This is a genomic window from Maritimibacter sp. DP1N21-5 (genome assembly GCF_019218295.1).
Lineage (GTDB): Bacteria > Pseudomonadota > Alphaproteobacteria > Rhodobacterales > Rhodobacteraceae > Maritimibacter.
On the sequence record NZ_JAHUZF010000006.1, the window covers coordinates 485,801 to 510,625 of the forward strand.

The following is a 24,825-nucleotide window of genomic DNA, read 5'->3' on the forward strand; positions in this document are numbered from 1 at the left end:
ATCAACGACTAATAATCGACCCCAACAGACCTAAACAGGGAGCTTCAGATGACCTTTCTGACACTCACGCGCCGAGGCCTTTTCGCGGCCGTCGCAACAGCGGCGCTCGCGACGGGCATCGGCCTCGTCCCCGTCACCACACAGGCCCAGACGCCGCCCGGCGTTCTGATCGTCGGCCAGATCGCCGAGCCGAAATCTCTGGACCCGGCGGCGGTCACCGCCCAGAACGATTTCCGTATCGTCGTGAACATCTATGAAGGTCTGGTGCGCTACGCCCCGGGCACCCTGGAGGTCGAGCCATCGTTGGCGGAAAGCTGGGAGGTTTCGGACGATGGCACGGAATATACCTTCATGCTCAAAGACGGTGTGATGTTCCATGACGGCACGCCGTTCAACGCCGAGGCCGTGAAGTTCAACTTCGACCGGATGCTGGACGAGGAGCACCCGCAGCACGACACCGGCCCCTTCCCGCTGGCCTTTTTCTTTTCCGCCGTCGAGAACGTCGAGGTCGTCGATGACCTGACGGTGAAATTCACCCTGAACGAACCCTATGCGCCGTTCCTGTCGAACCTTGCCTATCCCACCGGGCTGCTTGTCTCGCCTGCCGCCGTGGAAGCGGGCGGGGCGGACTATGGCCGCAACCCCGTCGGCACGGGACCGTTCAAATTCGCCGAGTGGCGGTCGAACGAAGCGGTCGTGGTCGAACGGAACCCGGACTATCACGGCGACCTTGCCGGCACCGAAGCGGTTGTCTTCCGTCCGATCACCGATGCGAACACGCGGGTTGCAGAAATGCTGTCGGGGGGGATCGACGTGATGGTCGAAGTGCCACCCACGGCCTTGTCGGAATTCCAGGGCGACGGTTACTCGGTCGTGGAACAGGCCGGGCCGCACGTCTGGTTCCTGATCCTGAACGCCAAGGAAGGCCCCTTTGCCGACAAGCTGGTGCGGCAGGCCGCGAACTATGCGATCAACAAGGAAGCGCTGGTGAACGATGTGCTGGAAGGCACGGCCGAGGTCGCTTCCGGCCCGATCCCGCCCGCCTTCGCTTGGGCATATAACGAAGATCTTGACCCCTATCCCTATGACCCCGAGCGGGCCAAGGAGCTTCTGGCCGAAGCCGGTGTCGAGACCCCGGAAGTGACCTTCTACGTGACCGAAGGCGGCTCGGGCATGCTCGACCCGATCCCGATGGGGACGGCCATCCAGGCGGATCTGAACGCGGTCGGCTTCGACGTGCGGATCGAGACCTACGAATGGAACACCTTTCTTGGTGAGGTGAACCCGGGGCTGGAGGGCAAGGCGGACATGGCCGAAATGGCGTGGATGACCAATGACCCTGATACGCTCCCATTCCTTGCGCTGCGCACCGAAGCCTTCCCGGATCAGGGTGGGTTCAACTCGGGCTATTACTCCAACCCGGACGTCGATGACCTCCTGTCCAAGGCCCGTGTCGCCACGGATCAGGAAGAACGCGCGGCGCTTTACAAGGAAATGCAGGCCATCGTTCAGGACGATGCCCCTTGGGTCTTCGTGGCGAACTGGAAGCAGAACGCGGTCACGACAGACCGGGTGGAAAACTTCGACCTGGAGCCGTCGTTCCTCTTGATGCTTGAAGACGTCGTGAAGAACTGATGGCGCCCCGGCTCGCGCCGGGGCGACCCTTTGGGGGGAGGCTGGCCTCCCCCCAACCCCCCCTCCAAGCTATTTGTGAAGCAGTGAAGGGGCGGGCTTTGCGCAGTGCGTGACGGGGCGTGATCCATGACCCGGGGCGGTGCGCCCGATGAGGAAAGGCATGCCCATGGGGTCCTATATTCTCAAACGGTTGATCTCGGCGATCCCGGTCCTGATCGGCATCACGATCATCGTGTTCCTGATCATGGCGATGATCCCCGGCGATCCGGCCACCGCTATTCTGGGCAGCTACGCGACGCCCGAAAACGTGGAGAAGCTCAATCGCGACCTGGGTTTGGACAAGCCCCTGTTTGCGCGCTATTTCATCTGGCTGGGCAATATGCTCGGTGGAGATTTCGGCCGCAGCTTCAGCCTCAATCGCCCGGTGCTCGACGAGATTCTCGAGCGGTTCAACGCGACCCTGATCCTCGCGGGGACCGCCTTTGTCATCTGTTCGGTCCTCGGCATCCTCGCGGGCGTCGTGTCGGCCGCGCGCCAATACGGCTTTGCCGACAAGGCGATCACCTTCGTGGTGCTGATCGGGATCTCGATCCCGTCCTTTTTCCTTGGCATGATGATGATCCTTCTCTTCGCGGTGAACCTGAGATGGCTGCCGGTCTCGGGGATGTATGCGATCTATGGCGGGGGCGACCTGCCGGACCTGATTTCGCATCTGATCATGCCGGCCTCGGCCCTCGCCGTGGTCGCCACGGGCGTGATTGCACGTCTTTCGCGCTCGGCCATGCTAGAGGTCCTGAGGCAGGACTACATCCGCACCGCGCGCGCCAAGGGCGTGGGCGAGGGCCGGGTGCTCTACGGTCATGCGCTGCGCGCGGCGATGGTGTCGATCATCCCGGTTCTGGGCATCCAGGCGGGCTTCGTGCTGTCGGGATCGGTCTTTATCGAGATCGTGTTCCAGTGGCCGGGCGTAGGCCGGATGCTGGTCGACGCGATCCTGACGCGTGACATCCTGCTGGTTCAGGGCGGCGTCGTCTTCGTCGCGGCCTGTTACGTCTTCTTCAACATCTGCGTGGATGTGGCCCAGTCGCTTCTCGATCCGAGGATCAAGACATGAAGTTCCTGTCGCTTCTGTTTCGCAACCGGCTGGCCGCCATGGGGGCCGTGGTCCTGGGGCTCATCGTTCTTCTGGTCCTCCTGATCCCGCTGCTGCCGCTCCAGGACCCCGATGTGACCAACACCGCAGACCGCTTCCTGCCTCCGTTTTCCGAGGGGCATCTTCTGGGGACCGACCACCTCGGGCGCGATCTTCTTGCGCGGCTTCTTCATGGCACGCGGCTGTCGCTTGCCGTGGGGCTTTTCGCGGCGCTCATCGCGGGGACCATCGGCTCGGCCGTGGGGATCATCGCGGGCTATTTCGGGGGGCGGGTCGACAACGTGATCATGCGCGGCATCGACATGCTCATGGCCTTTCCCTACATCCTGCTCGCCCTCGCCATCGTCGCCGCACTCGGGCCCGGACTTCTCAATGCTCTCATCGCGGTGGCCGCCGTTAACATCCCGTTCTTTGCGCGGAACATTCGCGGCATCACCGTGGGCCTCGCCGGTCGGGAGTTCATCGACGCCGCGCGGCTCGCGGGCATGGGCCATACGCGGATCATCCTGACCGAACTTCTGCCCAATGTGCTCTCGACCATCGTCATCGCCATGTCGACCACCGTGGGCTGGATGATCCTCGAGACCGCGGGTCTGTCGTTCCTGGGGCTGGGATCCCAGCCGCCGCAGGCCGATCTGGGTTCGATGCTGGGCGAAGCGCGCTCGGCGCTGATCACAGATCCGCATACCTCGATCATTCCGGGGATCATGATCTTCCTCATTGTCATGTCGATCAACCTGCTGGGCGACGGGGTGCGCGACGCGCTTGATCCCAGGCTCCGGTCCGGCGCGCTCGCCCGGCCGCAGGCGCGGACCATTCTGGACCGCAGGGGAGCGGTCCCCGCGGATGACGGAATGGGGCTTCTCAATATCCAGAACCTCGAGACCCAGTTCCATGTCGGCAAGCGCGTCTACCGCGCGGTGAACGACGTGTCGCTCCACGTGAACCCCGGAGAATGCCTTGGCGTGATCGGAGAAAGCGGATCGGGTAAGTCGGTGACGGCCCTGTCGGTCATGGGGCTCGTCGCCTCGCCGCCCGGTGTGGTGACGGGTGGGGCGGTGCGTTACGAGGGTGAAGACCTGCTCTCCGCGCCCTTCGAGAGCCTGCGCAGGAAGCGCGGTGAAAAGGTCGCCTATATCTTTCAGGATCCGCTCTCGACGCTTCATCCGCTTTACCGCGTGGGCGACCAGCTGGCCGAAGCGATCCGGGTCCACCACAAGCTGTCCGACAGCGCCGCCAAGGCGCGCGCGGTGGAATTGCTCCGCTCGGTGCGCATTCCGAACCCCGAGAGCCGGATCCGCAACTATCCGCACGAGATGTCGGGGGGCATGCGCCAGCGTGTGGGGATCGCCATGGCGCTCGCCAACGATCCCGACGTGATCATCGCGGACGAGCCGACCACCGCGCTCGACGTGACCGTGCAGGCGCAGATCCTTTCGCTCCTCGATGACCTCAGGCGCGAACGCGGGCTGGCCATCGTCTTCATCACTCATGACTTCGGTGTCGTGGCGCAGCTGTGCGACCGGGTGGCGGTGATGTATGGCGGCCGGATCGTGGAGCAGGGGACGACCGCGGATATCCTCGACCATCCTGCACATCCTTACACCAAGCGTCTCATGGCCTGTGTCCCGGAGCTGGGCGGCGGCAAACGCGCGCTTGCGGCCATTCCGGGCCTGCCGCCCATCGTGTCCGACCTGCCGCCGGGCTGCGCCTTCGCGCCGCGCTGCGACAAGGCGACCGAGGGCTGTCGCGAGGGCGAGATCGAGCTGGAAGGCAACGCCACCCGGGCGGTTCGCTGCATTCATCCCGAAGAGGAGATCGCATGAGTATCGCCTTGAAAGTGACCGACCTCGCCAAGACCTTTCCGATTTCGGGCGGGCTCTTCGGGCGGCAGAAGGCGGGCGTGCGTGCCGTGCGTCCGATGAGTTTCTCGGTGGCGACGGGGGAAACGCTGGGGATTGTCGGCGAGTCCGGTTGTGGCAAGTCGACACTTGCGCGCATGCTCGTGGGTCTTCTGGATCCGAGCGAGGGCCATATCGAGATCGAGGGCAAGGCGCTCGACAATGCGGACCCGGCGGCCTTCGGGCGGCTCATCCAGTATATCTTCCAGGACCCGGTGTCCTCGCTCAACCCGCGCAAGACCATCAAGCAGATCATGGAGGCACCGCTCAAACGCCTCTACGGCATGGGGCGGGCCGAGCGCGACCGGCGGATCGACGAGATCTTCGATTCCGTGAACCTGCGCACCGAGTTCCTCGAACGTTATCCGCACGAGTTTTCGGGCGGGCAGGCCCAGCGGATCGGGATCGCCCGGGCATTGGCGGCGTCGCCCCGGATCATCATTCTGGACGAGCCTGTTTCGGCGCTCGACGTATCGGTGCAGGCGCAGGTCCTGAACCTGATGCGCGATCTCAAGTCCGAGTTCGGCCTGACCTATCTGTTCATTTCCCATGACCTGGCGGTGGTCGAGGCGGTGTCCGACCGCATCGTGGTGCTCTACTTCGGCGCCGTGGTCGAGATCGGGCGCGCGCAAGAGGTCTTTGCCAATCCGCGACATCCCTATACGAAGCTTCTGGCCGACAGCGCCCCGGTGGTGGGCCGGCCGTTGACGGCACCGGAGCAGAAATCGAGCGAGTTGCCCGATCCCCTGAACCCGCCGCCGGGCTGTGCCTTTGCGACGCGCTGCCCCCGGGCAACGGATGTATGCCGAGAGCGTGACCCCGCGCTCGAACAAGTCGGAGAGGACCAATATGCCGCCTGCTTCCACCCGCTCTGACGGCAGACCCGTGTTGGACCCGAAACTGTCGCGACCCGCGCAGGTGGCCGAAGCAATCAAGCACTATATCGTGCGCGAGAAGCTGCAGCCGGGGGACCGACTGCCGTCCGAGCCGGAGTTGATCGAGCGGTTCGGCATGGCCAAGGGCACGATCCGCGAGGCGCTGCGGCTGCTGGACGCACAGGGGTTGGTCAAATCGCGGACCGGGCCGGGGGGCGGCACCTTCGTCCACGAAGTCTCGCCCGAGCGCGCGACGGCTTTGCTCGCAAATTACTTCTATTTCAAGGATCTGACCATTTCCGACATCTACCAGCTGCGCCGTGTGCTGGAGCCGGAACTGGTCGCCTCGCTCGCCGGTACGCTGCCGCCCCGGGTGATTGCGCGTCTGCGCGAGATCGTGGCGACCTACGCGGAGCCCGCCATGACGGACGACGAAGAGCGGGACCAGCACATCGCGACGCTGGGGTTTCACAAGGTGCTCGCGGACCAGTCGTCGAACCCGCTTCTGTCTTTCCTGATCGGCTTCATGCTGACCATCCTGACCGACATCACTGTCTATCGTCGGCTCTATACGCCGATCAACCGGGACCTCTGGAAGCGGGGTCTGGACTATCATCTTCGCCTCATCGAAGCGCTGGAGGCTGGAGACGGCAGCGCGGCGCGGGCGATCATGAAAGCGCATATGCAGACGGCACAGCCGCTCATGGAAGGGCAGGAGGCGTTCTCGCTGCGGCGGTTCATCAAAGACTGACGTTAACCTTTCTAAGGTCCGAGTCTCGCAAGTATTTGCAGTGTTTGATAATTTCAAGATTCCGGGATTCTGGAATTCCAGAATCCCGGAATCCCTGAACCGGTCGTTCACGAGCCTTTGACCCCGCGCAAGCGAAACGCGTGGCACGGTCTCACCATGATCCGGTCCTCTCTCGCCCTCTGCTCACTTCTCGCCTCTCCCGCTGTCGCGCAGGAGCGGACGCCGTCCCATTGTCTAGCCCTCGCTGACGCCATGGGGTCGCCCTTCGTTCAACTCGCGAGCTACACGGATCCCCTCCCGGCCGAGACCGTGCGCATCAGCTATATCGGTCATGCGAGCTTCCTCATCCAGACGACCGGGGGCCTGTCCGCCGTGACGGACTTCACCGGCGACATCGGCGGGGCCGAGATCGTGCCGGACGTGGTCACGATGAACAACGCGCATATCAGCCACTTCACATGGTCGCCGGACCCCGCCATTCCCCATGTGCTCGAAGGCTGGGCCGAGGGCGGCGAGGAACGCGGTCACTCGCTCGATCTGGGCGAAATGCTCGTGCGCAACATCCACACCGACATCCGGGGCTACGACTCATCCGAAGTCGTCCGGGATGGCAATTCTGTCTTCGTGTTCGAGGTCGCGGGGCTTTGCATCGGGCACCTTGGCCACCTCCACCATATCCCCGATCTTGGACAATATGCTGAGATCGGGCGGCTTGACGTGGTCATGGCCGCCGTCGACGGGGGCGTGTCGCTCGACACCGACAGCATGACCGAGGTGATGGACCGGCTGCGCGCCCGGCTGGTCATTCCGATGCACTGGTTCGGGCGTTACACGCTCGACCGGTTCCTGACGGAGATGTCGGACAGCTTCGACGTGGTCGAAGCGGGAATCGGCGAGCTGACCCTGTCCATGGATACCCTGCCCACTCGTCCCACGGTCATGGTTCTCGAGCCCGTGCCGCTTGAGTGACTTGCGGGGGTGACCGGAGGGTGCCAAACCCGTGCAATGACGTTGAATCCCGCCGACACCGATTTTGCCACGCACCTGCGCGACGACCTTCCCGACGCGGTCTTCCGCCCGCTGGAGCCGCGTTTCCTCGAAGAGCCGCGCGGGCTTTTCCGGGGACAGAGCGGTCTCGTCCTTGCGCCGCGTTCTACCGATGAGGTCGCCACGATCGTGCGGGCCTGCCACCGCGCGCGCGTGGGCATCGTGCCCTATGGCGGGGGAACCGGGCTCGTCGGCGGTCAGGTCATGCCCGAGGGTCCGGCTCCGGTCATCCTGACACTGGACCGTATGACGCGGATCCGGGACGTCTTTCCCGCCGAGAACGTGCTGGTGGCCGAAGCGGGAGCGATCCTTGCCGAGGTGCAAAGGGCCGCGGCGGAGGCTGACCGCTTGTTTCCCCTCTCTCTTGCCTCCGAAGGCTCGGCGCGGATGGGGGGGCTTCTGGCGACCAACGCGGGCGGCGTGAATGTCCTGCGCTACGGCAATACCCGCGATCTTGTTCTGGGGATCGAGGCGGTGCTGCCCGACGGGTCGATCTGGAACGGGCTCCGACGGCTCCGGAAGGACAACACCGGCTACGACCTGCGCGGGCTTCTGATCGGGGCCGAGGGCACGCTGGGCATCATCACCGCGGCCGCGCTGCGCCTGTTTCCGCGCCTGGTCGAGGCTGGCACCGCGCTTTTCACAGTGCCGGACCCCGATGCAGCACTGGGCCTGCTCGCGCTCGCCGGCGCGCGGATCGGGCAGGGGATCAGCGCCTTCGAACTCATCTCGGGGCAGGGGCCGAGGTTCCTTATCGAAACCGACTGCCCGGGGCGCTGCCCGCTCGACCCGATCCCGGAGTGGATGGTTCTGGTCGATCTGGGCTTTGCGGCCGGGACCGAAGCGCAGGCGGCGCTCGCCGACCTGTTCGAGGCGGCTTTCGACGCGGGCCTCGCGTCGGACGGCGTGGTGGCGACTTCGGAAGCCCAGCGACATGCGCTCTGGGCGATGCGCGAAGACATCCCCCAGGCCAATCGCCGGGTCGGGGCGGTCTCGTCCCATGACATATCGGTGCCCCTGTCGCTCATCCCCGAATTCCTGCGCTGGGCCGATGCGCGGGTCCGCGAAATCGGACCGTTTCGCATCAATGCCTTCGGGCATCTTGGCGACGGGAACCTGCATTACAACATCTTCCCGCCGGCAGGCGAGCCCCGCGAGCTCTATGCGGGCCGGCGGCAAGAGGTGGCCGATGCGGTCTATGCGCTCGTCCACGAGATGGGCGGGTCGTTTTCGGCGGAACATGGCATCGGGCGGCTCAAGACCGGCGACCTTGCCCGGTTCGCCGACCCGGCCAAGTTGACCGCCATGCGCGCGATCAAGTCCGCGCTAGACCCGCAGGGCATCATGAACCCGGGTGTCATCTTTCCGGCGTGACCGTCCATCCCGGGCGCAAGCAAGCCCCAAAACGTTTGACGCCCCGCCCGGGGGGATTGGGCGAGGCGTCTGCACTTCTTCCGTGCGGTTCACGTCATTCGTGCGTCACAAGCAGCAGCCGGTTGAACCGGCCCCACCATATCTAAGCGGCGAATCTTACCAAACCGTTTAGATCCGCTCAGGCACCCTCGAATTCGCAAAGCACATGCACGTCCATGCCCATAGCCTCGAGCTTCTTGCGCCCGCCGAGTTCCGGCAGGTCCACGATGAAGGCGCAGCCGATGACCTCGCCGCCCAGACGTTCGATCAGCTTTATGCCCGCGGCAGCCGTTCCTCCCGTCGCCAGCAAGTCGTCGACCAGAAGCACCTTTTCCCCCGGTTGGATGGCGTCGTTGTGAATCTCCATCACCGCCTCGCCATACTCGAGCTGATAGGCCTGCGACAGCGTCGCCCCGGGCAGCTTGCCCTTCTTGCGGATGGGCGTGAACCCCAGCGACAACTGGTGCGCGATGGCGCCGCCGATGATGAAGCCCCGCGCCTCAAGCCCCGCGACCTTGTCGATTTCTTCCCCGGCAAAAGGGTGCAAGAGCTGGTCGATGCACATCCGAAACCCGCGTGCATCGGCAAAGAGCGTCGTCACATCCCGAAACATGATCCCTTCATGTGGAAAATCCACGATGGTGCGGATATAGTCCCGGACCGTCTTTTTCCTGTTCATCCGCTGTCCCCTTCAAGCGTGATCCACTAGCAGTTCCGTGTCACCGGATGCCCTAATTCCATCCGCACTCACAACACCCGCCCGGCGACGACCGACAGTTTCTCGACCAGTGCGGGGTTTCGCGCGCTTGGGGCGGTCATCACGGCGAACTCTAGGGCGTGGTCGCAGCCGGTCTTGCAGGTGTGATCGGCCCCGAGTAGCCCGGGCAAGCGCGCGATCAGGTCGCGGGCGTTGGCCGAGTTTCCCTGCAGGGTCGCGAGGATATCCGCGACGTCGACCTCGCCGTGGTCGGGGTGCCAACTGTCGTAGTCGGTTATCATCGCGACCGAGGCATAATGCAGCTCCGCCTCCCGCGCGAGCTTGGCCTCCGGCATGTTCGTCATGCCGATGACGTCGCAACCCCAGACCTCGCGGTAGAGCTTCGACTCCGCGAGAGACGAGAACTGCGGGCCTTCCATCACCAGATAGGTCCCGCCGCGATGGACCGTGACCCCGACGGCATCCGCCGCTTTGGCGCAGGCGTCCGCGAGCCCGTCGCAGATTGGGTGGGCCACGCTCACATGGGCGACGCAGCCGGTGCCGAAGAAGCTTTTCTCCCGGGCGAAGGTCCGGTCGATGAACTGGTCCACGATGACGAAATGGCCCGGCGCCATCTCATCGCGAAAGGACCCACAGGCCGAGACGCTGACGACATGGCTCACGCCGAGCGCCTTGAGCGCATGGATGTTCGCCCGATAGGGAACCGTGGTGGGGGAATGGACATGCCCGCGCCCATGCCGGGGCAGAAAGGCCATCGCGACGCCGTCGAGGGTCCCGGTCAGAATGTCGTCCGAGGGCGCGCCCCAGGGCGTTTCGACGGTCTGCCACTCGGCCCCCACGAGGCCGTCGATTTCGTAAAGCCCCGATCCGCCGATCACGCCGATCATCATGTCTTGTCGCCCTTCCATCAGAATTTCGTCGGAGTGAAGCAGCGGGCGCGGGGGAAAACAAGCGATTCACCCGAGGCTGCGCTGGCCATTCCGGCCCAGCGGCGCTAACAGGGCCGAAACCGAAAACGCGAACAATTCCGCCACGAGGTATCCCTTGGCCAAATCACTCCTGTCCCGTTTCGCCACCCGCGTGAAGGGCGCCGACCTGAGGCTCGCGCCGACGACCGAGCTCACCCCTGCGCGGCTGCGCATCGAGGTGCTCTCGGGCCTGACCGTGGCGCTGGCGCTTGTGCCGGAAGCGGTGGCCTTTGCCTTCGTGGCCGGCGTGCACCCGCTCGTCGGTCTTTACGCGGCGTTTCTCGTCGGCCTGATCACCGCGCTCATCGGCGGACGACCCGGCATGATCTCGGGCGCGACCGGGGCGCTTGCGGTTGTGATGGTGGCGCTCGTGGCGCAGCACGGGGTCGAATACCTCTTCGCGACCGTGGTCGTCATGGGGATCATCCAGGTCTTCGTGGGGCTCATGCATTGGGGCAAGTTCATCCGCCTCGTGCCGCACCCCGTGATGCTGGGCTTCGTGAACGGCCTCGCCATCGTGATTTTCCTGGCGCAGCTCACCCAGTTCAAAGTGCCCGGAACCATGGAGGTCTCGGGCCACGGGACGACGGGCGGCGAGTGGCTTTCGGGCATGCAGCTTTGGACGATGCTTGGCCTCGTGGCGCTGACCATGGCGGTCATCTGGGTCATGCCGCGCATCACCCGCGTGATCCCAGCGCCGCTCGCTGGCATCGGCATAGTGGCCGCGGTGGTGATCGGTTTCGGCATCGACGTGCCGCGCGTGGGCGACATGGCCGACATCAAGGGAGCCTTCCCGCCCTTCCATATTCCGGCGGTGCCCCTGACGCTCGAGACGCTTCAGATCATCCTGCCCTATGCCGTGATCCTCGCCGCGATCGGCCTGATCGAAAGCTTGCTTACGCTGAACCTCGTGGGCGAGATGACCGGGCAACGCGGTGGTGCCTCGCAGGAGTGCATCGCGCAGGGCACGGCGAATGTCGTCACCGGCTTCTTCGGCGGCATGGGCGGTTGTGCCATGATCGGGCAGTCGATGATCAACGTGAAGTCGGGCGGGCGCACGCGGATTGCGGGCATCGTTTCGGCGCTGTTTCTGCTGTCCTTCATCCTCTTCGCCTCGCCGGCGATCGAACAAATCCCGCTGGCCGCGCTGGTGGGCGTGATGTTCATGGTCGTGATCGGCACCTTCGCCTGGAACTCGGTGCGCATCCTGACGCGCGTGCCGCGCATCGACGCCTTCGTGATCCTGCTCGTGACCGTGGTCACCGTCTGGCAGGACCTCGCCGTGGCGGTGGTCGTGGGCGTCATCGTCTCCGCGCTGGCCTATGCATGGGGCAATGCGACGCGCATCCGGGCCTCGACCCGGACCACGCCGGAAGGGGCCAAGGTCTATGCGGTGCAGGGTCCGCTCTTCTTTGGATCGGCCGAAGGCTTTACCGAGCTCTTCGACGTGGCGGGCGATCCGCAGTCGGTGGTCGTCGATTTCGCCGACAGCCGCGTGGCCGACCAGTCCGCGCTTCAGGCGATCGAGGCGGTCGCGGCGAAATACGAGGCTGCAGGCAAGACCCTGCAACTGCGGCACCTGTCGCGCGACTGCCACCGGCTCCTGAACCGGGCCGGGCACCTCATGGTCGATAGCGATGACGACCCGGATTACCAGATCGCCGTGGATTACTCCGTTCGCACCGGCATCCTGGGCTCGCACTAGAACGACACATGGGTCGATCGGTGGTCGGTCTCGGATTTGAACCCGTAGCCGACGACCCGGTCCACCCCGATGTGCACGACCCAGATCGCGGCGAGCGCGAGGGCGAGCGGGGCGGTCGTCGACCACCCTAAGAGGACGAGCGCCACGGGGCCGACGATGGAATGGGCCGCGTTATAGAGGCCGGCGCCTGCGCGCTTTCCGGCCAGATACCCCAGACCCGAGAGGTCGGGAGCGAGGATCAGCGCGGCGAAGAGCCACCAGCTTGCCTCCGTGCGGATGAAGAGCGCGAGGCCGAGGCTGAGAAGGGCAAGGCCTTCGGTCCTCAGGTGCAGGATCTGTGGGCGGTCAAGGGGCTGTCGGGTGCCGTGGGTCATGGTGGTCTCCTGGGTTGAGCCAAGAATGACCTGTCCGATGATGCATGAGAATTGCGGAAAGCCGATGCTCCGCTATTCAGAATTGAATAGTCAGTCGTCCGGTCGGCCGAGTTCGAAACTGTCCCGGATGATGGTGTAGTCGCGATAGCCGAGGCGCGAGACCATGCCGAAGCGCGTGATGTCGAACTTGCCATCGACGAGGCAATCGTCGCGGATATGCACGCCGACGACGCGCCCGATGACCATGAAGTTGTTCTCGCCTTCGAGCACCACAAGCTGGCTCAACCGGCATTCGAGCGCCGCCGGGGCGAGTGCGACGCGCGAACAGGCGATTTCCGTGCAGGCTGCCTTGGTCACGCGGGCATGGGGAAACTCGTCCTCGCCCGCGGCCAGACTGGCCGAGGAGCGGTTCATTTCATGGAGCGCTTCTTCCTCGACGACATTGACGCAGAAGACGCCGGTCTGTTCGATGTTGCCCAGGCTGTCCTTGCCGCGGGCGCGGTCCGCCTTGCTGCTGGTCGAGGCGAACATGACCTGGGGCGGCGTATAGGCGACGGCGTTGAAGAAGGAATAGGGGGCGAGGTTGTCGACCGAGCGCGTGGAGCGGGTCGAGATCCAGCCGATGGGGCGGGGGGCGACGATCGCGTTGAACGGGTTGTGGGGCAGGCCGTGGCCGTCTTCCGGGCGGTAATACATCGGTCATCCTTCCTGGTTGCCTCTTGCTATCCTCTGGCGGGACGGAAGGAAACGCACGGCACTCGGAGCGGCCCCGGTTTTTGCCGGTGGCTCGGCGCAGGACCGCAGCGCCAATGGGCAACAGTGGCGCCCTGTCGGGGGTTTATCCCTCGCGCGGTTTCCATTAGGCGAAGGGACGACGCAGGAGGCAAGGCACTGTTCAGGCTGGCAGAGGAAACCCCCGCCGACTGGTGGGAAGTGGAAGCGCTTTACGATCTGTGCTTTGCGCCGGGGCGGGAAGCGCTGTCGTCCTATCGCCTTCGCGACGGAGTCGATCCTGTCGAGGGTCTGTCCCTGACCGCCCGCGATGCCGAGGGCATCCTCGCGGCCGCGATCCGCTACTGGCCGATTCGCATCGTGCCGGAGGACGACCCCACCGGGACAGAGCACAAGGTTGCCCTCCTTCTGGGCCCCGTGGCGGTGCACCCGACCCACCAGGGCGAAGGGCTCGGCGCTTATTTGATCCGCGAAAGCCTCATGCGGGCAGGCGCGCTGGGCTGGCCGCGGGTCATGCTTGTGGGTGATGCCCCATATTACAGCCGGTTCGGTTTTTCCAAGCTTGTCGGCGTGGACATGCCGCCGCCGACAAACCCCGAGCGCGTGCTCGGGTATCCCCTTGTCGAAGGGGCGTGGGACGGCGTGTCGGGAAAAGTGACCCGCTGGACCGGGTCCTGATCGGCGGCACGCGACAGAACAAGCGTCAGCAGACCCGACACCAGCACGGCAGAGAGGGTGACCGCGACGATGGTCCCGGCGGGAAGATCCGCGCTGACAAGCAGCGCCGACCCGAGCGAAAGCGCCACCACGTAACCCACCAGACCCGCATATGTTCGCATTGATCGCTCCTGCCGTTGTGTCATGGGCAGGGTAGAGCGCTAGGGCTAAGATAAGGTTTACGCGGTCAGGTCAGGTGTCCCGGCGGAACAGGTAATCCATCACAGGCTCGCGCACGCTTTGCAGGCCCGAGGTTCGCGCTTGATCCATGACCTCGCGCAACTCGCCCAGATCCGTCCGACGTATCAGGTGCTTGACCGGACCCACGCTGGCTGGCCGCATCGACAGCTGCCGCATGCCGAGAGCCGCGAAACAGACGGCCTCCACCGGGCGCCCGGCATCCTCGCCGCAGAAGGACAGCGGCGTTTCGGCCTCGTCGCAGCGGCGCACGATCATGTCGATCATGTTGAGAAACGAGGTATTGAGAGTGTCATAGCGCCGGCGCACCCGTTCGTTTTCGCGGTCAGCCGCGAAGAAGAACTGCTTGAGATCGTTGCCGCCGATCGAAATGAAGTCGGCCTCTTCGAAGAACTGGCGGGGCGCGAAGGCGAGAGACGGCGTCTCCAGCATCGCACCGACGGAGAACGAGCTGGGCATCTGGTGCCCCATCCGCTGTTCGCGGTCCATCTCGCGGTAGAAAAGCTCGCGGGCTTCCAGGAACTCGTCGAACTGCGCGACGAAAGGGAACATGATCGACAGGTCCCGCCCTGCGGCGGCGCGGATCATCGCCTGCAACTGCATCCGCATCACGCCGGGTTTGTCCAGACCCACGCGAATGGCCCGCCATCCCAGAGCCGGGTTCGGCTCTTCGGTCGGCTTCATGTAGGGCAGGACCTTGTCCGACCCGATGTCGAGCGTGCGGAAGATCACGCGCTTGCCGCCGGCGGCATCCAGAACGCGGGCATAGAGTGCGGCCAGTTCGCCCCGTTTGGGAACGTTCGCGCGCACGAGGAATTGCAGTTCCGTTCGGAAAAGCCCCACGCCCTCGGCACCGGAGCTTTCGAGCGAGGGAAGGTCCGCCATGAGACCCGCGTTCATATAGAGCCTGACGGTCTGGCCGTCCTCGCTCACCGCCGGTTTGTCGCGCAGATCAACATAGCGTTTCTGTTGCTCGGCCTGCATCGCCATCTTGTCGCGGAAGGCGCCCTTGACGCTTTCTTCGGGCCGCAGGTGCACGACGCCCTGATCGCCGTCCACGATGATCGGGTCGCCGTTCAGCGCCTCGGCGGTGATCCGGCCCGCGTTGACGACCAGCGGGATGGCCAGAGCGCGTGCGACGACGGCGGCATGGCTCGCGACCGAGCCTTCTTCCAGCACGATGCCCTTGAGGTTGCGCCCGTATTCCAGAAGCTCGGCAGGGCCGATGTTCTTGGCGATGAGGATCGGGTCTTCGGGCATCTCGGCGCCGGTTTCGCCGCCCTGACCCGTGAGGATGCGCAGAAGCCGATTCGACAGGTCGTCGAGGTCGTGCAGACGTTCTCGCAGGTAAGCGTCTGGCACCTGTGCCATGCGCGAGCGGGCGTTCGACTGCTCCTTTTCGACCGCCGCCGCCGCCGACAGTCCGCGATAGATGTCTTCCTCCATCCGCCGCCGCCAGCCCTTGGAGTTGGCGAACATGCGATAGGCTTCGAGGACCTGCACCTGATCCTTGTCCGCGTTCACGCTTGTGGCGATCAATTCGTCGACCGAGACCCTGAGATGGTCGATGGCGGCACGAAGCTTGCGGGCTTCTTCATGGGGGTCGTCGGCGATGGGGTTGGTGACGACCACGCGCGGCTCGTGGAGCCAGACCCGCCCTTCGGCGATGCCCTCCTGTCCCGAGCCGCCCCGGAAGAGCGCCGGACGCTGGTGCAGGGCGGCGAGGGCCGCGCCTTCACCGACAAAGGCGCCGAGTTCGGTCATCTCGGCCAGCACCATGGCCACGACTTCCATCCCGTAGACTTCGTCGTCGGAATAGGCGCGGGCGCGTTTGGATTGAACGACAAGCACGCCCAGCGTTTCGCCAAGCCGCTGGATCGGGACGCCGAGGAACGAGGAATAGACCTCTTCCCCGGTTTCCGGCATGTAGCGGAAGCCTTTCTCGGCCGGCGCATCCGGCGTGTTCACATAGCGCTTGGTGCGCGCGACCCGTCCGACGAGGCCCTCGCCGATGCGCATTCGCGTCTGGTGCACGGATTCGGGCTTCAGGCCTTCGGTGGCGCAAAGCTCGAGCGTATCGGAATCGCGGAAGAGATAGATCGAACAGACCTCGGTCCCCATCGACGAGGCGATGATATGGGTCACGCGGTCAAGCCGTTCCTGACCCGCCGAATCCTCGGCGAGCGCGTCACGTAGCCTTCCCAAGAGCTTCCTGCTCTCCGTCGGCTCGCCTTCTGGCGACGTTTGCCTGTTCACATGACCTCCCCGTCAACGAAGGTCATGATAAACCACATCGGTGCCGCCCGGCGAAAGAACTTTTCGAATGTATTTCGGACGTAAGAAGAAAAACGCCCGCGGCCTGTGCGGGCGCGGGCGTCGAACGGCGCAGGAATGGGCGGGCCGGTTTCGGCTCAGGCCTTGTCCAACTCGAACGCGTCGTGCAGCGACTGCACGGCAAGCTCCATGTATTTCCGGTCGATGAGCACCGAGATCTTGATCTCGGAGGTGGTGATGACCTTGATGTTGATGCCTTCGCGCGCCATCACGCTGAACATCTTGGCGGCGATGCCGGCGTGGCTGCGCATCCCGATGCCCACGACGGAGACCTTGGCCACATCGGTGTCCGACACGATTTCGCGGTAGTTGATCGCGCCGTTTTCCTTGGCTTTCGACAGGGCTTCCTCGGCGCGCTTCACCTGATTGGTGGGGCAGGAGAAGGTCATGTCCGTGCGGCCCTCTTCCGAGATGTTCTGCACGATCATGTCCACGTTCACGCCCGCGTCCGACAAGGGCGTGAAGATGGCAGAGGCGATGCCGGGGCGGTCGGCCACCGAGATCAGGGTCATTTTCGCTTCATCGCGGCTGTAGGCCACGCCGGAGACGGCATTCTGTTCCACGATTTCCTCCTCGTCGCAGACCAGCGTGCCTGCATTGGGGTCATATTCCTCGAAAGACGACAGCACCCGCAGTTTCACCTTGAACCGCATGGCAAGTTCGACCGAGCGGGTCTGGAGCACTTTCGCGCCGAGCGAGGCCAGTTCGAGCATTTCCTCGAAGGCGATCCTGTCGAGCTTGCGCGCCTTGTCCTCGATCCGGGGGTCGGTGGTGTAGACACCATCCACATCCGTATAGATGTCGCAGCGTTCGGCACCGAAGGCGGCAGCGAAGGCGACGGCGGTGGTGTCAGACCCGCCCCGGCCGAGCGTCGTGACCCGGCCCTCGGGGCTGATGCCCTGGAAGCCCGCCACGACGGCGACCTTGAAGCCTTCCTTGAATTTCTGGTTGATCGCCTCGGTGCCGATATCCTCGATCCGGGCCGAGCTATGTGCCGAGGTGGTTTTCACTGGCACCTGCCAGCCTTGCCAGGAGCGGGCCGGGATCTCCATTTCCTGAAGCCGCAGCGCCATGAGGCCCGCAGTCACGATCTCGCCCGAGGCGACGACGGCGTCGTATTCGCGCGCGTCATAGAGCGGCGCGGTTTCCTCGACCCAGCCGACGAGCTCGTTGGTCTTGCCGGCCATTGCGCTGACCACGACGATCACGTCATAACCGTTCGCAACCTCCCGCGCGACGCGTTTGGAGGCCCGCGCGATGCGGTCCAGTGTGGCGACGGAGGTTCCGCCGAATTTCATGACCAGAAGCGGCATTCGCGCCTGTCCCCGTGGTGTTTTTCGATCCCGCGCCTGATAGTGCGCGGCGCGGGAATGCACAAGGGGTTAGCGCGTGGGCCGGGCGGGGCAGATGGATGCCCGGACGCTCTCAGCCGGTGGCGGTTTTCTTCGCGGTGGCCACCGTCGCCGTCGCCTTGGGGAAGTGGGCCTTCAGCCAGGGGAAATAGTCGAAGGCGCCGGCGATCTGCGCGTCGTTCAGGACTTCGTCTGATTTATGTGCGCGGGAGTCGTTGTGTTCGTGAACGGCCCTTAAGTAGAAGGGCCGGAGCGGCGTGACCATGAGCGAGGGATGCCGTTGCCCGATCTTCTTGTGGCTGGTCAGGAACGGATTGCGATGCGTGTCCGCGGGAGCCACGAGGGCGAGGCCGAGGTTCGTGTAGGGCACGAAGCGCTGTGACAACCACGAGAGCTTGCCGTCCTCGATCCCGAGCGTATAGCCGCGCGGGAATGACACGAAGGTATAGGGCTTCGGGTTGACCGGATCGTCGGTCACGAAATCGGCGTAGCGGCGCAGGGCGGCCACGAAGTCACAACTGACCGCGTCGTCATCATCGAGCACCACCTGCGCGACGCTGTGGCCCGCGAAGGTCTTGGCCACCACGTCGCGGATGATGTGCCCGGCGCTCCCCTCCGGTCGGAACAGGAGGCCGACACGCCGTTCCCCGAGCATGTCGAAACAGAGGTCCCGAAGCCGGATCTTCCACGGCTCCGGCATCAGCGTCGAGGACAGGATGAGGTGCTGGAAGTCCGGGTCCGTCTGGCTCGCGAGCGAGGTCAGCGTGATCTCTTCGAAGTAGCGAAGCCGCTTGCCCAGCCGGGTTTCGTCGAACAGAAGCCCCGGGTCCGCTGCCGCTTGGGATTTCCAACCGGACTGGCCGAAGAACGAAAAGCGGGTCTCGAAAACGATTTGCATGGCGCGAGTCTAGCAAAGCCAGCGGCCCGCGCTACTGGCATTTGCGCCGCTTGCCGGAAAACTCAGTTCGTCTTGCGCGTGGGCAGAAAGGGCAGGGGGGCGACGGGAATGCCGTCTTCCAGAAGCGCGATGGCGTCCTTGGCCGAGGCCTCGCCATAGATCGACCGCTCCGGCGCGTCGCCTTCGTGCATCGCGCGGGCTTCCTTGGCGAAGGACAGGCCCACGTAATCACTTTCGGCCTCGACCTTGGCACGGAGCTTCGCCAGCGCCTTTTCCTTCTCGGAAAGCTTGTCGACCGCCTCCGACGTGGTCACGCGCGGGGCCATCAGCGATTTCGTAATGGCCGTCGACCCGCAGTCAGGGCAACTGACATGACCCGAACCCACGAGACCGTCGAAAGCCGTGCCGGATTGGAACCAGCTTTCGAAGTCGTGTCCCCGGTCGCATTTGAGGCTGTAGCGGATCATGGTTTCTGCGGTGCTCGAGCCGTTGTGTCGAAAGTCTGCAAATATGTAACGACTTCCCAAGGCTGTGCAAGATGGACTGTGATCACAAACCCTCGGGCGTGAAGGCGCGCAGGATGTCCTTGAGCTCGGGTTCATCGACGAGCTTGGCGGCCTTCTTGCGACTGACCCACTTGCGCTTTCGCTGTCCGCGTTCCGGCCAGTTCATGAGCTCGCGCTGCACGAGCAGGGGAAACACCGCGACGACGACCGGCATCCGCCGGCCCTGTTCGCGTTTGGAATAGGTGTAGAACCCGATGACCCCGTTGTGCACCCGTCCGGTGACACCCGCCTCTTCGTAGGCTTCGATGGCGGCGGCCTCGGCGGGCGTCGACTTGTTCATCGGCCAGCCCTTGGGAATGATCCAGCGCCCGGTGCCGCGCGATGAGATCAAGAGGACCTGCACCTTGCCCTCGCGGATGCGAAAGGGCAGGGCGCCGAACTGCGAGCGAACGTCGCGTTTGCCGACGTTGCGCAGTCTGAATGGTAGCTGATGTGCCGACATGCGGGGCCTGCTCTTTCCCTCTCGCGTCATGTTAGCGCGTGGGGGACCTCAGGCAATCGAATATTCGGTCGGGATCGCTAAGTCCGCGCACCTGCGAATTTTTTCTGCCAGTCCTCGCGCTCTTCGTCCGAGATTTTGGCGAAGAGAACATCGGGCACGTCGAATCCGTGGCCGGGTTTCAGGACGTCGAGCGCGCCTTCCACGTCATCGGGCCAGCTGTCGTCCTCGGTTTTCAGCGCGGCGAGCATGGCGGCGGCGGCGTCGGGGATGAAGGGCGCGGAGATCACCGCATAGACGCGGATGAGGTTCAGCATCAGCCGGATGATCGCGCCGGCCTGCACGGGATCGGTCTTGAACACCGACCAGGGCGCGGCGGCCTGAAGGTACTCGTTGCCCACGGCCCAGATCGCGCGCAATTCGGTCGCGGCCTTGCGCACCTCCATCGCGTCCATCTGCGCCTCGTAGGAGCGGATGCGCTTGGCGAGGTCCGCAATGAGCGCTTTCTCTGCGTCACCGTAGTCGCCGCCCGTCGGCACCTCCGGTCCGATCTTGGAGGCGCAGAACTTGGTCACGCGCGAGACGAAGTTGCCCAGCACGTTGGCAAGGTCGGTGTTCACGCTCGCCTGGAAGTTCTCCCAGGTGAATTCCGCGTCGGAATTCTCGGGCGCATGGGACAGAAGCCACCAGCGCCAGTAGTCGGCGGGCAGGATCGACAGCGCCTGATCCATGAACACGCCCCGGCCCTGCGAAGTCGAGAACTGGCCGCCGTCGTAATTCAGGTAGTTGAACGACTTGATATAATCGACGAGCTTCCACGGCTCGCCCGATCCCATGATCGTCGCGGGGAAACCGAGCGTGTGGAAGGGCACGTTGTCCTTGCCCATGAACTGCACGTAACGCACGTCATCGGCACCCTTGTCGGTGCGCCACCAGCGTTCCCAGTCGGAATCAGACTTTCCGTTGGCATCGGCCCATTCCGCCGTGCCTGCGATGTATTCGATGGGCGCGTCGAACCAGACGTAGAAGACCTTGCCTTCCATCCCAGGCCAGTCCTGATCGCCCTTCTTGACCGGGATGCCCCAGTCCAGATCGCGGGTGATCCCCCGGTCCTGCAGCCCGTCGCCGTCATGCAGCCATTTCTTGGCGATCGACGTGGTCAGCACCGGCCAGTCGGCCTTGGTGCCGATCCACGCGTCGAGTTGATCCTTCATCGCGGACTGCTTGAGGTAGAGGTGCTTGGTCTCGCGCACCTCTAGGTCGGTTGAGCCGGAGATGGCGGAGCGCGGGTCGATCAGGTCGGTGGGGTCGAGTTGTTTCGTGCAGTTCTCGCACTGGTCGCCACGCGCCTTGTCGTAGCCGCAGTTGGGGCACGTGCCCTCGATATAGCGGTCGGGCAGGAAGCGCCCGTCGGCATTCGAGTAGACCTGCTTTTCGCTGACCTCTTCGATGAAGCCGTTGTCAGCGAGCTTGCCCGCGAAATGCTGGGTGAGTCTGTGGTTGCGCTGGGACGAGGAGCGCCCGAAGTGATCGAAGGACAGCCGGAAGCCTTTCGCGATTTCGGCCTGAACCGCGTGCATCTCGGCACAGTATTCCGCGACCGGCTTGCCCGCCTTCTTGGCGGCGAGTTCGGCGGGCGTGCCGTGTTCGTCCGTCGCGCAGATGAACATGACCTCGTTGCCCCGTGCCCGGTTGTAACGGGCGTAAAGATCGGCGGGCAGTTGGGAGCCGACGAGGTTTCCCAGATGCTTGATGCCGTTGATGTAGGGGATCGCAGAGGTGATCAGGACGCGCGACATGTCTCTTCCTTGGGCCGTTTCGCGCCCCATGTATCGCAAGCGGTCCGGCTCTGCCAGTTACTTCAACAGCCCTGCAATCATGGCGTCCAAAGCTTCGTAGTGCTTGGGGTCGATGCACTGCTCCCATGTGGCTGCCCATGTCCAGCCGTCCGGCAGCTTGTGCGCCATTGCCCCCACACCAAAGCGGCCATTGTCCATGCAGAGCCGGCCGTTGTGGTCGACGTCGGCATTGGCACCTTCGCCGGACAGGTAGACACCAAGCGCGTAGCTATTGGCGACATGCGGAAAGGCCGCCGGGTTCGCGACCCAAGGCCGACCCGCCGCGAACCAGTGGTCATAGAACCGGACGTAGTCGGCGGCAGAAATTTCCCACCCGGCATAGGAGGACATCGACCCGAGCCGCCCGCTGGTGCGTGCGGTCGTCACGCCCGCCGGCACCAGCACACGCTCGCGGCAGACGTCCTCGTAAGGCCGGCCTTCCAGCCCCTCGATCACCGTGCCGAGCACGGCGAAGTTGGTGTTGGAATAGAAGAACTCGCCCGGCATGCCGGTGATCGCCACGTCCTTGAGCGCCTTCCATGCGTATCGCCCGTGCATGCCCAGCCCGCCGTGGGTGGGTTTCGCCATGTCGCCCTGTGTGAGGTCGGGTTTCAATCCGCCCGTATGGGTCACGATCTGGCCCAAGGTCAGCACCTGCGCCTTGGCCTGCGGCAGGATGCGCATGGCGTCGAAGGCCGGGAGGAGTTGGCCGATGGTCGTGGTCCAGCCGTATCCATGAGCGGCGAGCACCTCGTTCGTGCAGATCGCCGTGATCGCCTTGGACAGGGAGGCGACCAGCTGCGGGCTTCCTGCTGACTGGTTTCCGAGGCCCGTGTCCACCAGCAGGGTCCCGTTCTGCGCCATGGCGAAGGTGAACCCCTCGATCCCGTTGTCCCGGGTCCAGTCCGTAAGCGCGCGGGTCAGGGCGACCCGGTCCAGCTCTGCGGGAGCCTCGGGAAGGTCCGGCGCTTCTGCAGGAGAGGCGGTGGGGCCGGGCGCCGCAGATGCCGTGCCCGCAGCCGGTTCTGCTTGCTGGAAGGCTGCCTGGACCGCCTCAGGCACGGTGATGCCCTTGTCCTCCAGCGCCACCACGACCGACCGCCAGTCCATCGACGCCCCTATCGCCCCCATGAGGCCGAGGACGGTGAGCAGAAAAACCAGACGAAGAATGCGCATGTGCCGTTCCCCTGTTGCGAACCACGTCACGGGCGTAGGGGCGCATCGGGGCCAGAATGGGACGGCAAAGGTTCGAAACCGGGGAAAATGTCCCGCCGGATCAGACCCAGAGGACGAGCGCCAGAATGGACAGGAGCAGCAGCGCCATGCCGACGACTTCGCGCGCGTTCGAGCGGTCCTTGAAGATGAACCACGACACGAAGAGCGAGAAGACGAGTTCCGCCTGTCCGAGCGCGCGGACATAGGCGGCGTTCTGGAGCGCGAAGGCCACGAACCAGCCGAGGCTGCCAAGCATACCTGTCACGCCGACGAGTACGGTCGTGCGCCAGCGGGAAAAGACGCGGCCGATCTCGCCCGGCTCTGCCAGCCGCAGGTAGACCGACATGGCGAGGGTCTGGAAACTCGTCACGGCGGCCAGGGTCACCGCCGCCCGCAGAAAGGCGCTGTCCGAGGCAATCTCAATCGTGGCGCCGCGATAGCTGATCGCCGCGACCGCGAAGAGCCCGCCCGCTACAAGCCCGAGCCCTGAGGCCCGGTTGAAAAGTGCGAGCCGTCCTGCGCCCGCTTTCCACGACAGAAGCACGACGCCCACAACGCCGATCAGGATCGCAATGAACCCATGGAACGAAATCCTTTCGCCCAGAAGGACCAGCGAGAAAAGCGCGACGAGGACGGTTTCGGTCTTGGTGAAGGCCACGCCGACCGCGAAATTCCGTTCGGCAAAAAGCGACACGGTCGCCATGGTCGCCGCGATCTGCGCCAGCCCACCGGCCACCACCCAGCCCCAGAATGTCGGCGTGAAGCCGGTGACGCCATGCCCCTCCGCGACCAGCGCCACCCCCGAGGTGACGAGCGCGAGCGGCGCTCCGAAAAGAAACCGCGAGAACGTCGCCCCGCCCGAAGACAGCCCGCTTCCGCGCAGGGATTTCTGGAGGGCGAAGCGCAGCGTCTGCACCAACGCCGCAACCAAGGCGACGGCCACCCAGGGTTCGATCAATGGCGTCACCGAAGCTGGTTCAGGTCGAACCCGTTCCAGTCAAGGATTTCGCGCACCACCTGCGCCCGGTCGGCGGGCAGGTCGGGGCCATCGTTGAGGACCGTCGCAAAGGTCCCGTCGACGGCAGCGAGGACGAGCGTGCGATAGGCCGTGTCGACCCAGAGGACCCGGACTTCACGACCATTCAGTGACAGCCGCCCGGGCCCCATCGGCGACATCTGCCCGGTGATCCCCGGTGCGGTGACATTGAGAACCGCCCCACCCGAGAGAACCATCAGCCACTGGCCGCCCGGCTGTCGCCCGATGGCGGCGACCTCGTCCCACAGGCGCGCGGCAAGCTCAGGCTGAAACCCGACGACCGCCTGCATGGGGACCGAGGCATCGCGATAGCCCGCAGGCTTCGACGCGCAGGAGGCGAGGACGAGCGCAAACGCCAGGATGAAAAGCCGCTTCATGCGATCCTTCTAGGGCCTTCGACCTGCGCCCGCCAGAGGCCTTGGTGCTCAGGGAACGATGACCAGCTCCGCCGTGTCGTAACCATTCTTCTCGAGCGCGGTCGTTGCTCGGTCCAATTCGCTCTGACGGATGCCGGGCGTGCGCGACAGGATCCAGCCATAACGGCCCGAGGGCTCGCCCACGACGGCCAGCGAGTAGTCGGGATCGACATAGAGCACCCAGTATTGCCCCTTCGCGATACCGGGCAGGCCCTGGAAAAAATCGACCTCGAGCTTGCCGGGCCCGGTTGGGGTTGCCAAGGCCTCGCGGCTGCGCCCGCCGGCGCAGGCGTTGAGGACCTTCACCGTCCCGTCGTCATTTCGGCTGTAGGTCGCGGTTGGCGAGGCGCAGTTGCGTTCAAACCAGTTCGGATAGCGGGCGACCTCGTGCCATTTGCCGAGATAACGGTCCAGATCGACCGGGACAGCCCCGATCGGCACCGAGGTATCGCGGTAACTGTCCGCACCGGCGGGAAGGGCGAAGGAGACGGCGGCGGCGACGGCTGCGAAGAAGGGAAAGCGCATGATAATCCTCTTTGAGACG

General features: G+C 64.7%; 23 protein-coding genes. 9 read left to right on the forward strand and 14 right to left on the reverse strand.

Annotation, left to right across the window (positions count from 1 at the left end):
• Positions 1–48 precede the first annotated feature (48 nt).
• The 7 genes from KJP29_RS10005 to KJP29_RS10035 all read left to right on the forward strand — a co-directional run bounded on the left by KJP29_RS10005 (position 49) and on the right by KJP29_RS10035 (position 8,736).
• Entirely contained in the window at positions 49–1,635 is a 1,587-nt protein-coding gene (locus tag KJP29_RS10005; protein ID WP_218463422.1) for an ABC transporter substrate-binding protein, read from the forward strand.
• Positions 1,636–1,801: 166 nt separating this feature from the next.
• Positions 1,802–2,749, forward strand: a complete 948-nt coding sequence (locus KJP29_RS10010; protein ID WP_218464911.1) for an ABC transporter permease — start codon at positions 1,802–1,804, stop codon at positions 2,747–2,749.
• Positions 2,746–4,614, forward strand: a complete 1,869-nt coding sequence (locus KJP29_RS10015) for a dipeptide/oligopeptide/nickel ABC transporter permease/ATP-binding protein (RefSeq protein WP_218463423.1) — start codon at positions 2,746–2,748, stop codon at positions 4,612–4,614. The genes KJP29_RS10010 and KJP29_RS10015 overlap by 4 nt, the downstream gene beginning before the upstream one ends.
• Positions 4,611–5,564 carry an ABC transporter ATP-binding protein gene (locus KJP29_RS10020; RefSeq protein WP_218463424.1) on the forward strand — a complete coding sequence of 318 codons (954 nt, stop codon included), beginning with the start codon at positions 4,611–4,613 and terminating at the stop codon, positions 5,562–5,564. The genes KJP29_RS10015 and KJP29_RS10020 overlap by 4 nt, the downstream gene beginning before the upstream one ends.
• Positions 5,539–6,315 carry a FadR/GntR family transcriptional regulator gene (locus KJP29_RS10025; RefSeq protein ID WP_218463425.1) on the forward strand — a complete coding sequence of 259 codons (777 nt, stop codon included), beginning with the start codon at positions 5,539–5,541 and terminating at the stop codon, positions 6,313–6,315. Before KJP29_RS10020 ends, KJP29_RS10025 begins: the two co-directional genes overlap by 26 nt.
• A 156-nt stretch (positions 6,316–6,471) precedes the next feature.
• Entirely contained in the window at positions 6,472–7,284 is an 813-nt protein-coding gene (locus KJP29_RS10030; protein ID WP_218463426.1) for an MBL fold metallo-hydrolase, read from the forward strand.
• A gap of 36 nt (positions 7,285–7,320) precedes the next feature.
• Positions 7,321–8,736 carry an FAD-binding oxidoreductase gene (locus KJP29_RS10035; RefSeq protein WP_218463427.1) on the forward strand — a complete coding sequence of 472 codons (1,416 nt, stop codon included), beginning with the start codon at positions 7,321–7,323 and terminating at the stop codon, positions 8,734–8,736.
• Between the two features lie 178 nt (positions 8,737–8,914).
• On the opposite strand, the gene KJP29_RS10040 is transcribed toward KJP29_RS10035, so the two are convergent.
• Entirely contained in the window at positions 8,915–9,454 is a 540-nt protein-coding gene (locus KJP29_RS10040) for an adenine phosphoribosyltransferase (protein ID WP_218463428.1), read from the reverse strand.
• A 68-nt stretch (positions 9,455–9,522) separates the two neighbouring features.
• Positions 9,523–10,401: an S-methyl-5'-thioadenosine phosphorylase gene (locus tag KJP29_RS10045; RefSeq protein WP_255553541.1), complete on the reverse strand. Its 879-nt coding sequence runs from the start codon at positions 10,399–10,401 to the stop codon at positions 9,523–9,525.
• Between the two features lie 136 nt (positions 10,402–10,537).
• Here KJP29_RS10045 and KJP29_RS10050 point away from each other — a divergent pair, with 136 nt between their 5' ends.
• Entirely contained in the window at positions 10,538–12,166 is a 1,629-nt protein-coding gene (locus KJP29_RS10050; protein ID WP_218463429.1) for a SulP family inorganic anion transporter, read from the forward strand.
• Here the strand turns inward: KJP29_RS10050 and KJP29_RS10055 are convergent.
• Positions 12,163–12,540, reverse strand: a complete 378-nt coding sequence (locus KJP29_RS10055; protein ID WP_218463430.1) for a DUF4260 family protein — start codon at positions 12,538–12,540, stop codon at positions 12,163–12,165. The two genes, KJP29_RS10050 and KJP29_RS10055, sit on opposite strands and share 4 nt — an antisense overlap.
• Positions 12,541–12,630: 90 nt before the next feature.
• Positions 12,631–13,236 carry a flavin reductase family protein gene (locus tag KJP29_RS10060; protein WP_218463431.1) on the reverse strand — a complete coding sequence of 202 codons (606 nt, stop codon included), beginning with the start codon at positions 13,234–13,236 and terminating at the stop codon, positions 12,631–12,633.
• Positions 13,237–13,431: 195 nt separating this feature from the next.
• On the opposite strand from KJP29_RS10060, the gene KJP29_RS10065 reads away from it, so the two are divergent.
• Positions 13,432–13,950 carry a GNAT family N-acetyltransferase gene (locus tag KJP29_RS10065; RefSeq protein WP_218464913.1) on the forward strand — a complete coding sequence of 173 codons (519 nt, stop codon included), beginning with the start codon at positions 13,432–13,434 and terminating at the stop codon, positions 13,948–13,950.
• Positions 13,951–14,181: 231 nt separating this feature from the next.
• On the opposite strand, the gene ptsP is transcribed toward KJP29_RS10065, so the two are convergent.
• The 10 genes from ptsP to KJP29_RS10115 form a co-directional block, all read right to left on the reverse strand.
• Positions 14,182–16,392, reverse strand: a complete 2,211-nt coding sequence (gene ptsP / locus KJP29_RS10070) for a phosphoenolpyruvate--protein phosphotransferase (protein WP_255553542.1) — start codon at positions 16,390–16,392, stop codon at positions 14,182–14,184.
• 206 nt (positions 16,393–16,598) lie between these two features.
• Complete coding sequence (locus KJP29_RS10075; protein WP_218463433.1) at positions 16,599–17,834, reverse strand: aspartate kinase; 1,236 nt, start codon at positions 17,832–17,834, stop codon at positions 16,599–16,601.
• A 112-nt stretch (positions 17,835–17,946) separates the two neighbouring features.
• Complete coding sequence (locus tag KJP29_RS10080; protein WP_218463434.1) at positions 17,947–18,771, reverse strand: glycosyltransferase; 825 nt, start codon at positions 18,769–18,771, stop codon at positions 17,947–17,949.
• Between the two features lie 62 nt (positions 18,772–18,833).
• The gene (locus KJP29_RS10085) at positions 18,834–19,238 is read right to left on the reverse strand and encodes a DUF1178 family protein (protein WP_218463435.1); all 405 of its coding nucleotides are present in this window, start codon (positions 19,236–19,238) and stop codon (positions 18,834–18,836) included.
• Positions 19,239–19,320: 82 nt separating this feature from the next.
• Positions 19,321–19,779 (reverse strand): NUDIX hydrolase, encoded by a 459-nt coding sequence (locus tag KJP29_RS10090; RefSeq protein WP_218463436.1) that lies wholly within the window; start codon positions 19,777–19,779, stop codon positions 19,321–19,323.
• A gap of 77 nt (positions 19,780–19,856) precedes the next feature.
• Positions 19,857–21,575, reverse strand: coding sequence for a methionine--tRNA ligase (gene metG / locus KJP29_RS10095; RefSeq protein ID WP_218463437.1), 1,719 nt, complete (start codon positions 21,573–21,575; stop codon positions 19,857–19,859).
• A gap of 57 nt (positions 21,576–21,632) precedes the next feature.
• Positions 21,633–22,790 (reverse strand): serine hydrolase, encoded by a 1,158-nt coding sequence (locus tag KJP29_RS10100; protein ID WP_218463438.1) that lies wholly within the window; start codon positions 22,788–22,790, stop codon positions 21,633–21,635.
• A gap of 100 nt (positions 22,791–22,890) precedes the next feature.
• Positions 22,891–23,787: a DMT family transporter gene (locus KJP29_RS10105; protein ID WP_218463439.1), complete on the reverse strand. Its 897-nt coding sequence runs from the start codon at positions 23,785–23,787 to the stop codon at positions 22,891–22,893.
• A gap of 5 nt (positions 23,788–23,792) precedes the next feature.
• Complete coding sequence (locus KJP29_RS10110; protein WP_218463440.1) at positions 23,793–24,242, reverse strand: lipocalin; 450 nt, start codon at positions 24,240–24,242, stop codon at positions 23,793–23,795.
• Between the two features lie 48 nt (positions 24,243–24,290).
• Complete coding sequence (locus tag KJP29_RS10115) at positions 24,291–24,806, reverse strand: lipocalin family protein (protein ID WP_218463441.1); 516 nt, start codon at positions 24,804–24,806, stop codon at positions 24,291–24,293.
• Positions 24,807–24,825: the final 19 nt, after the last annotated feature.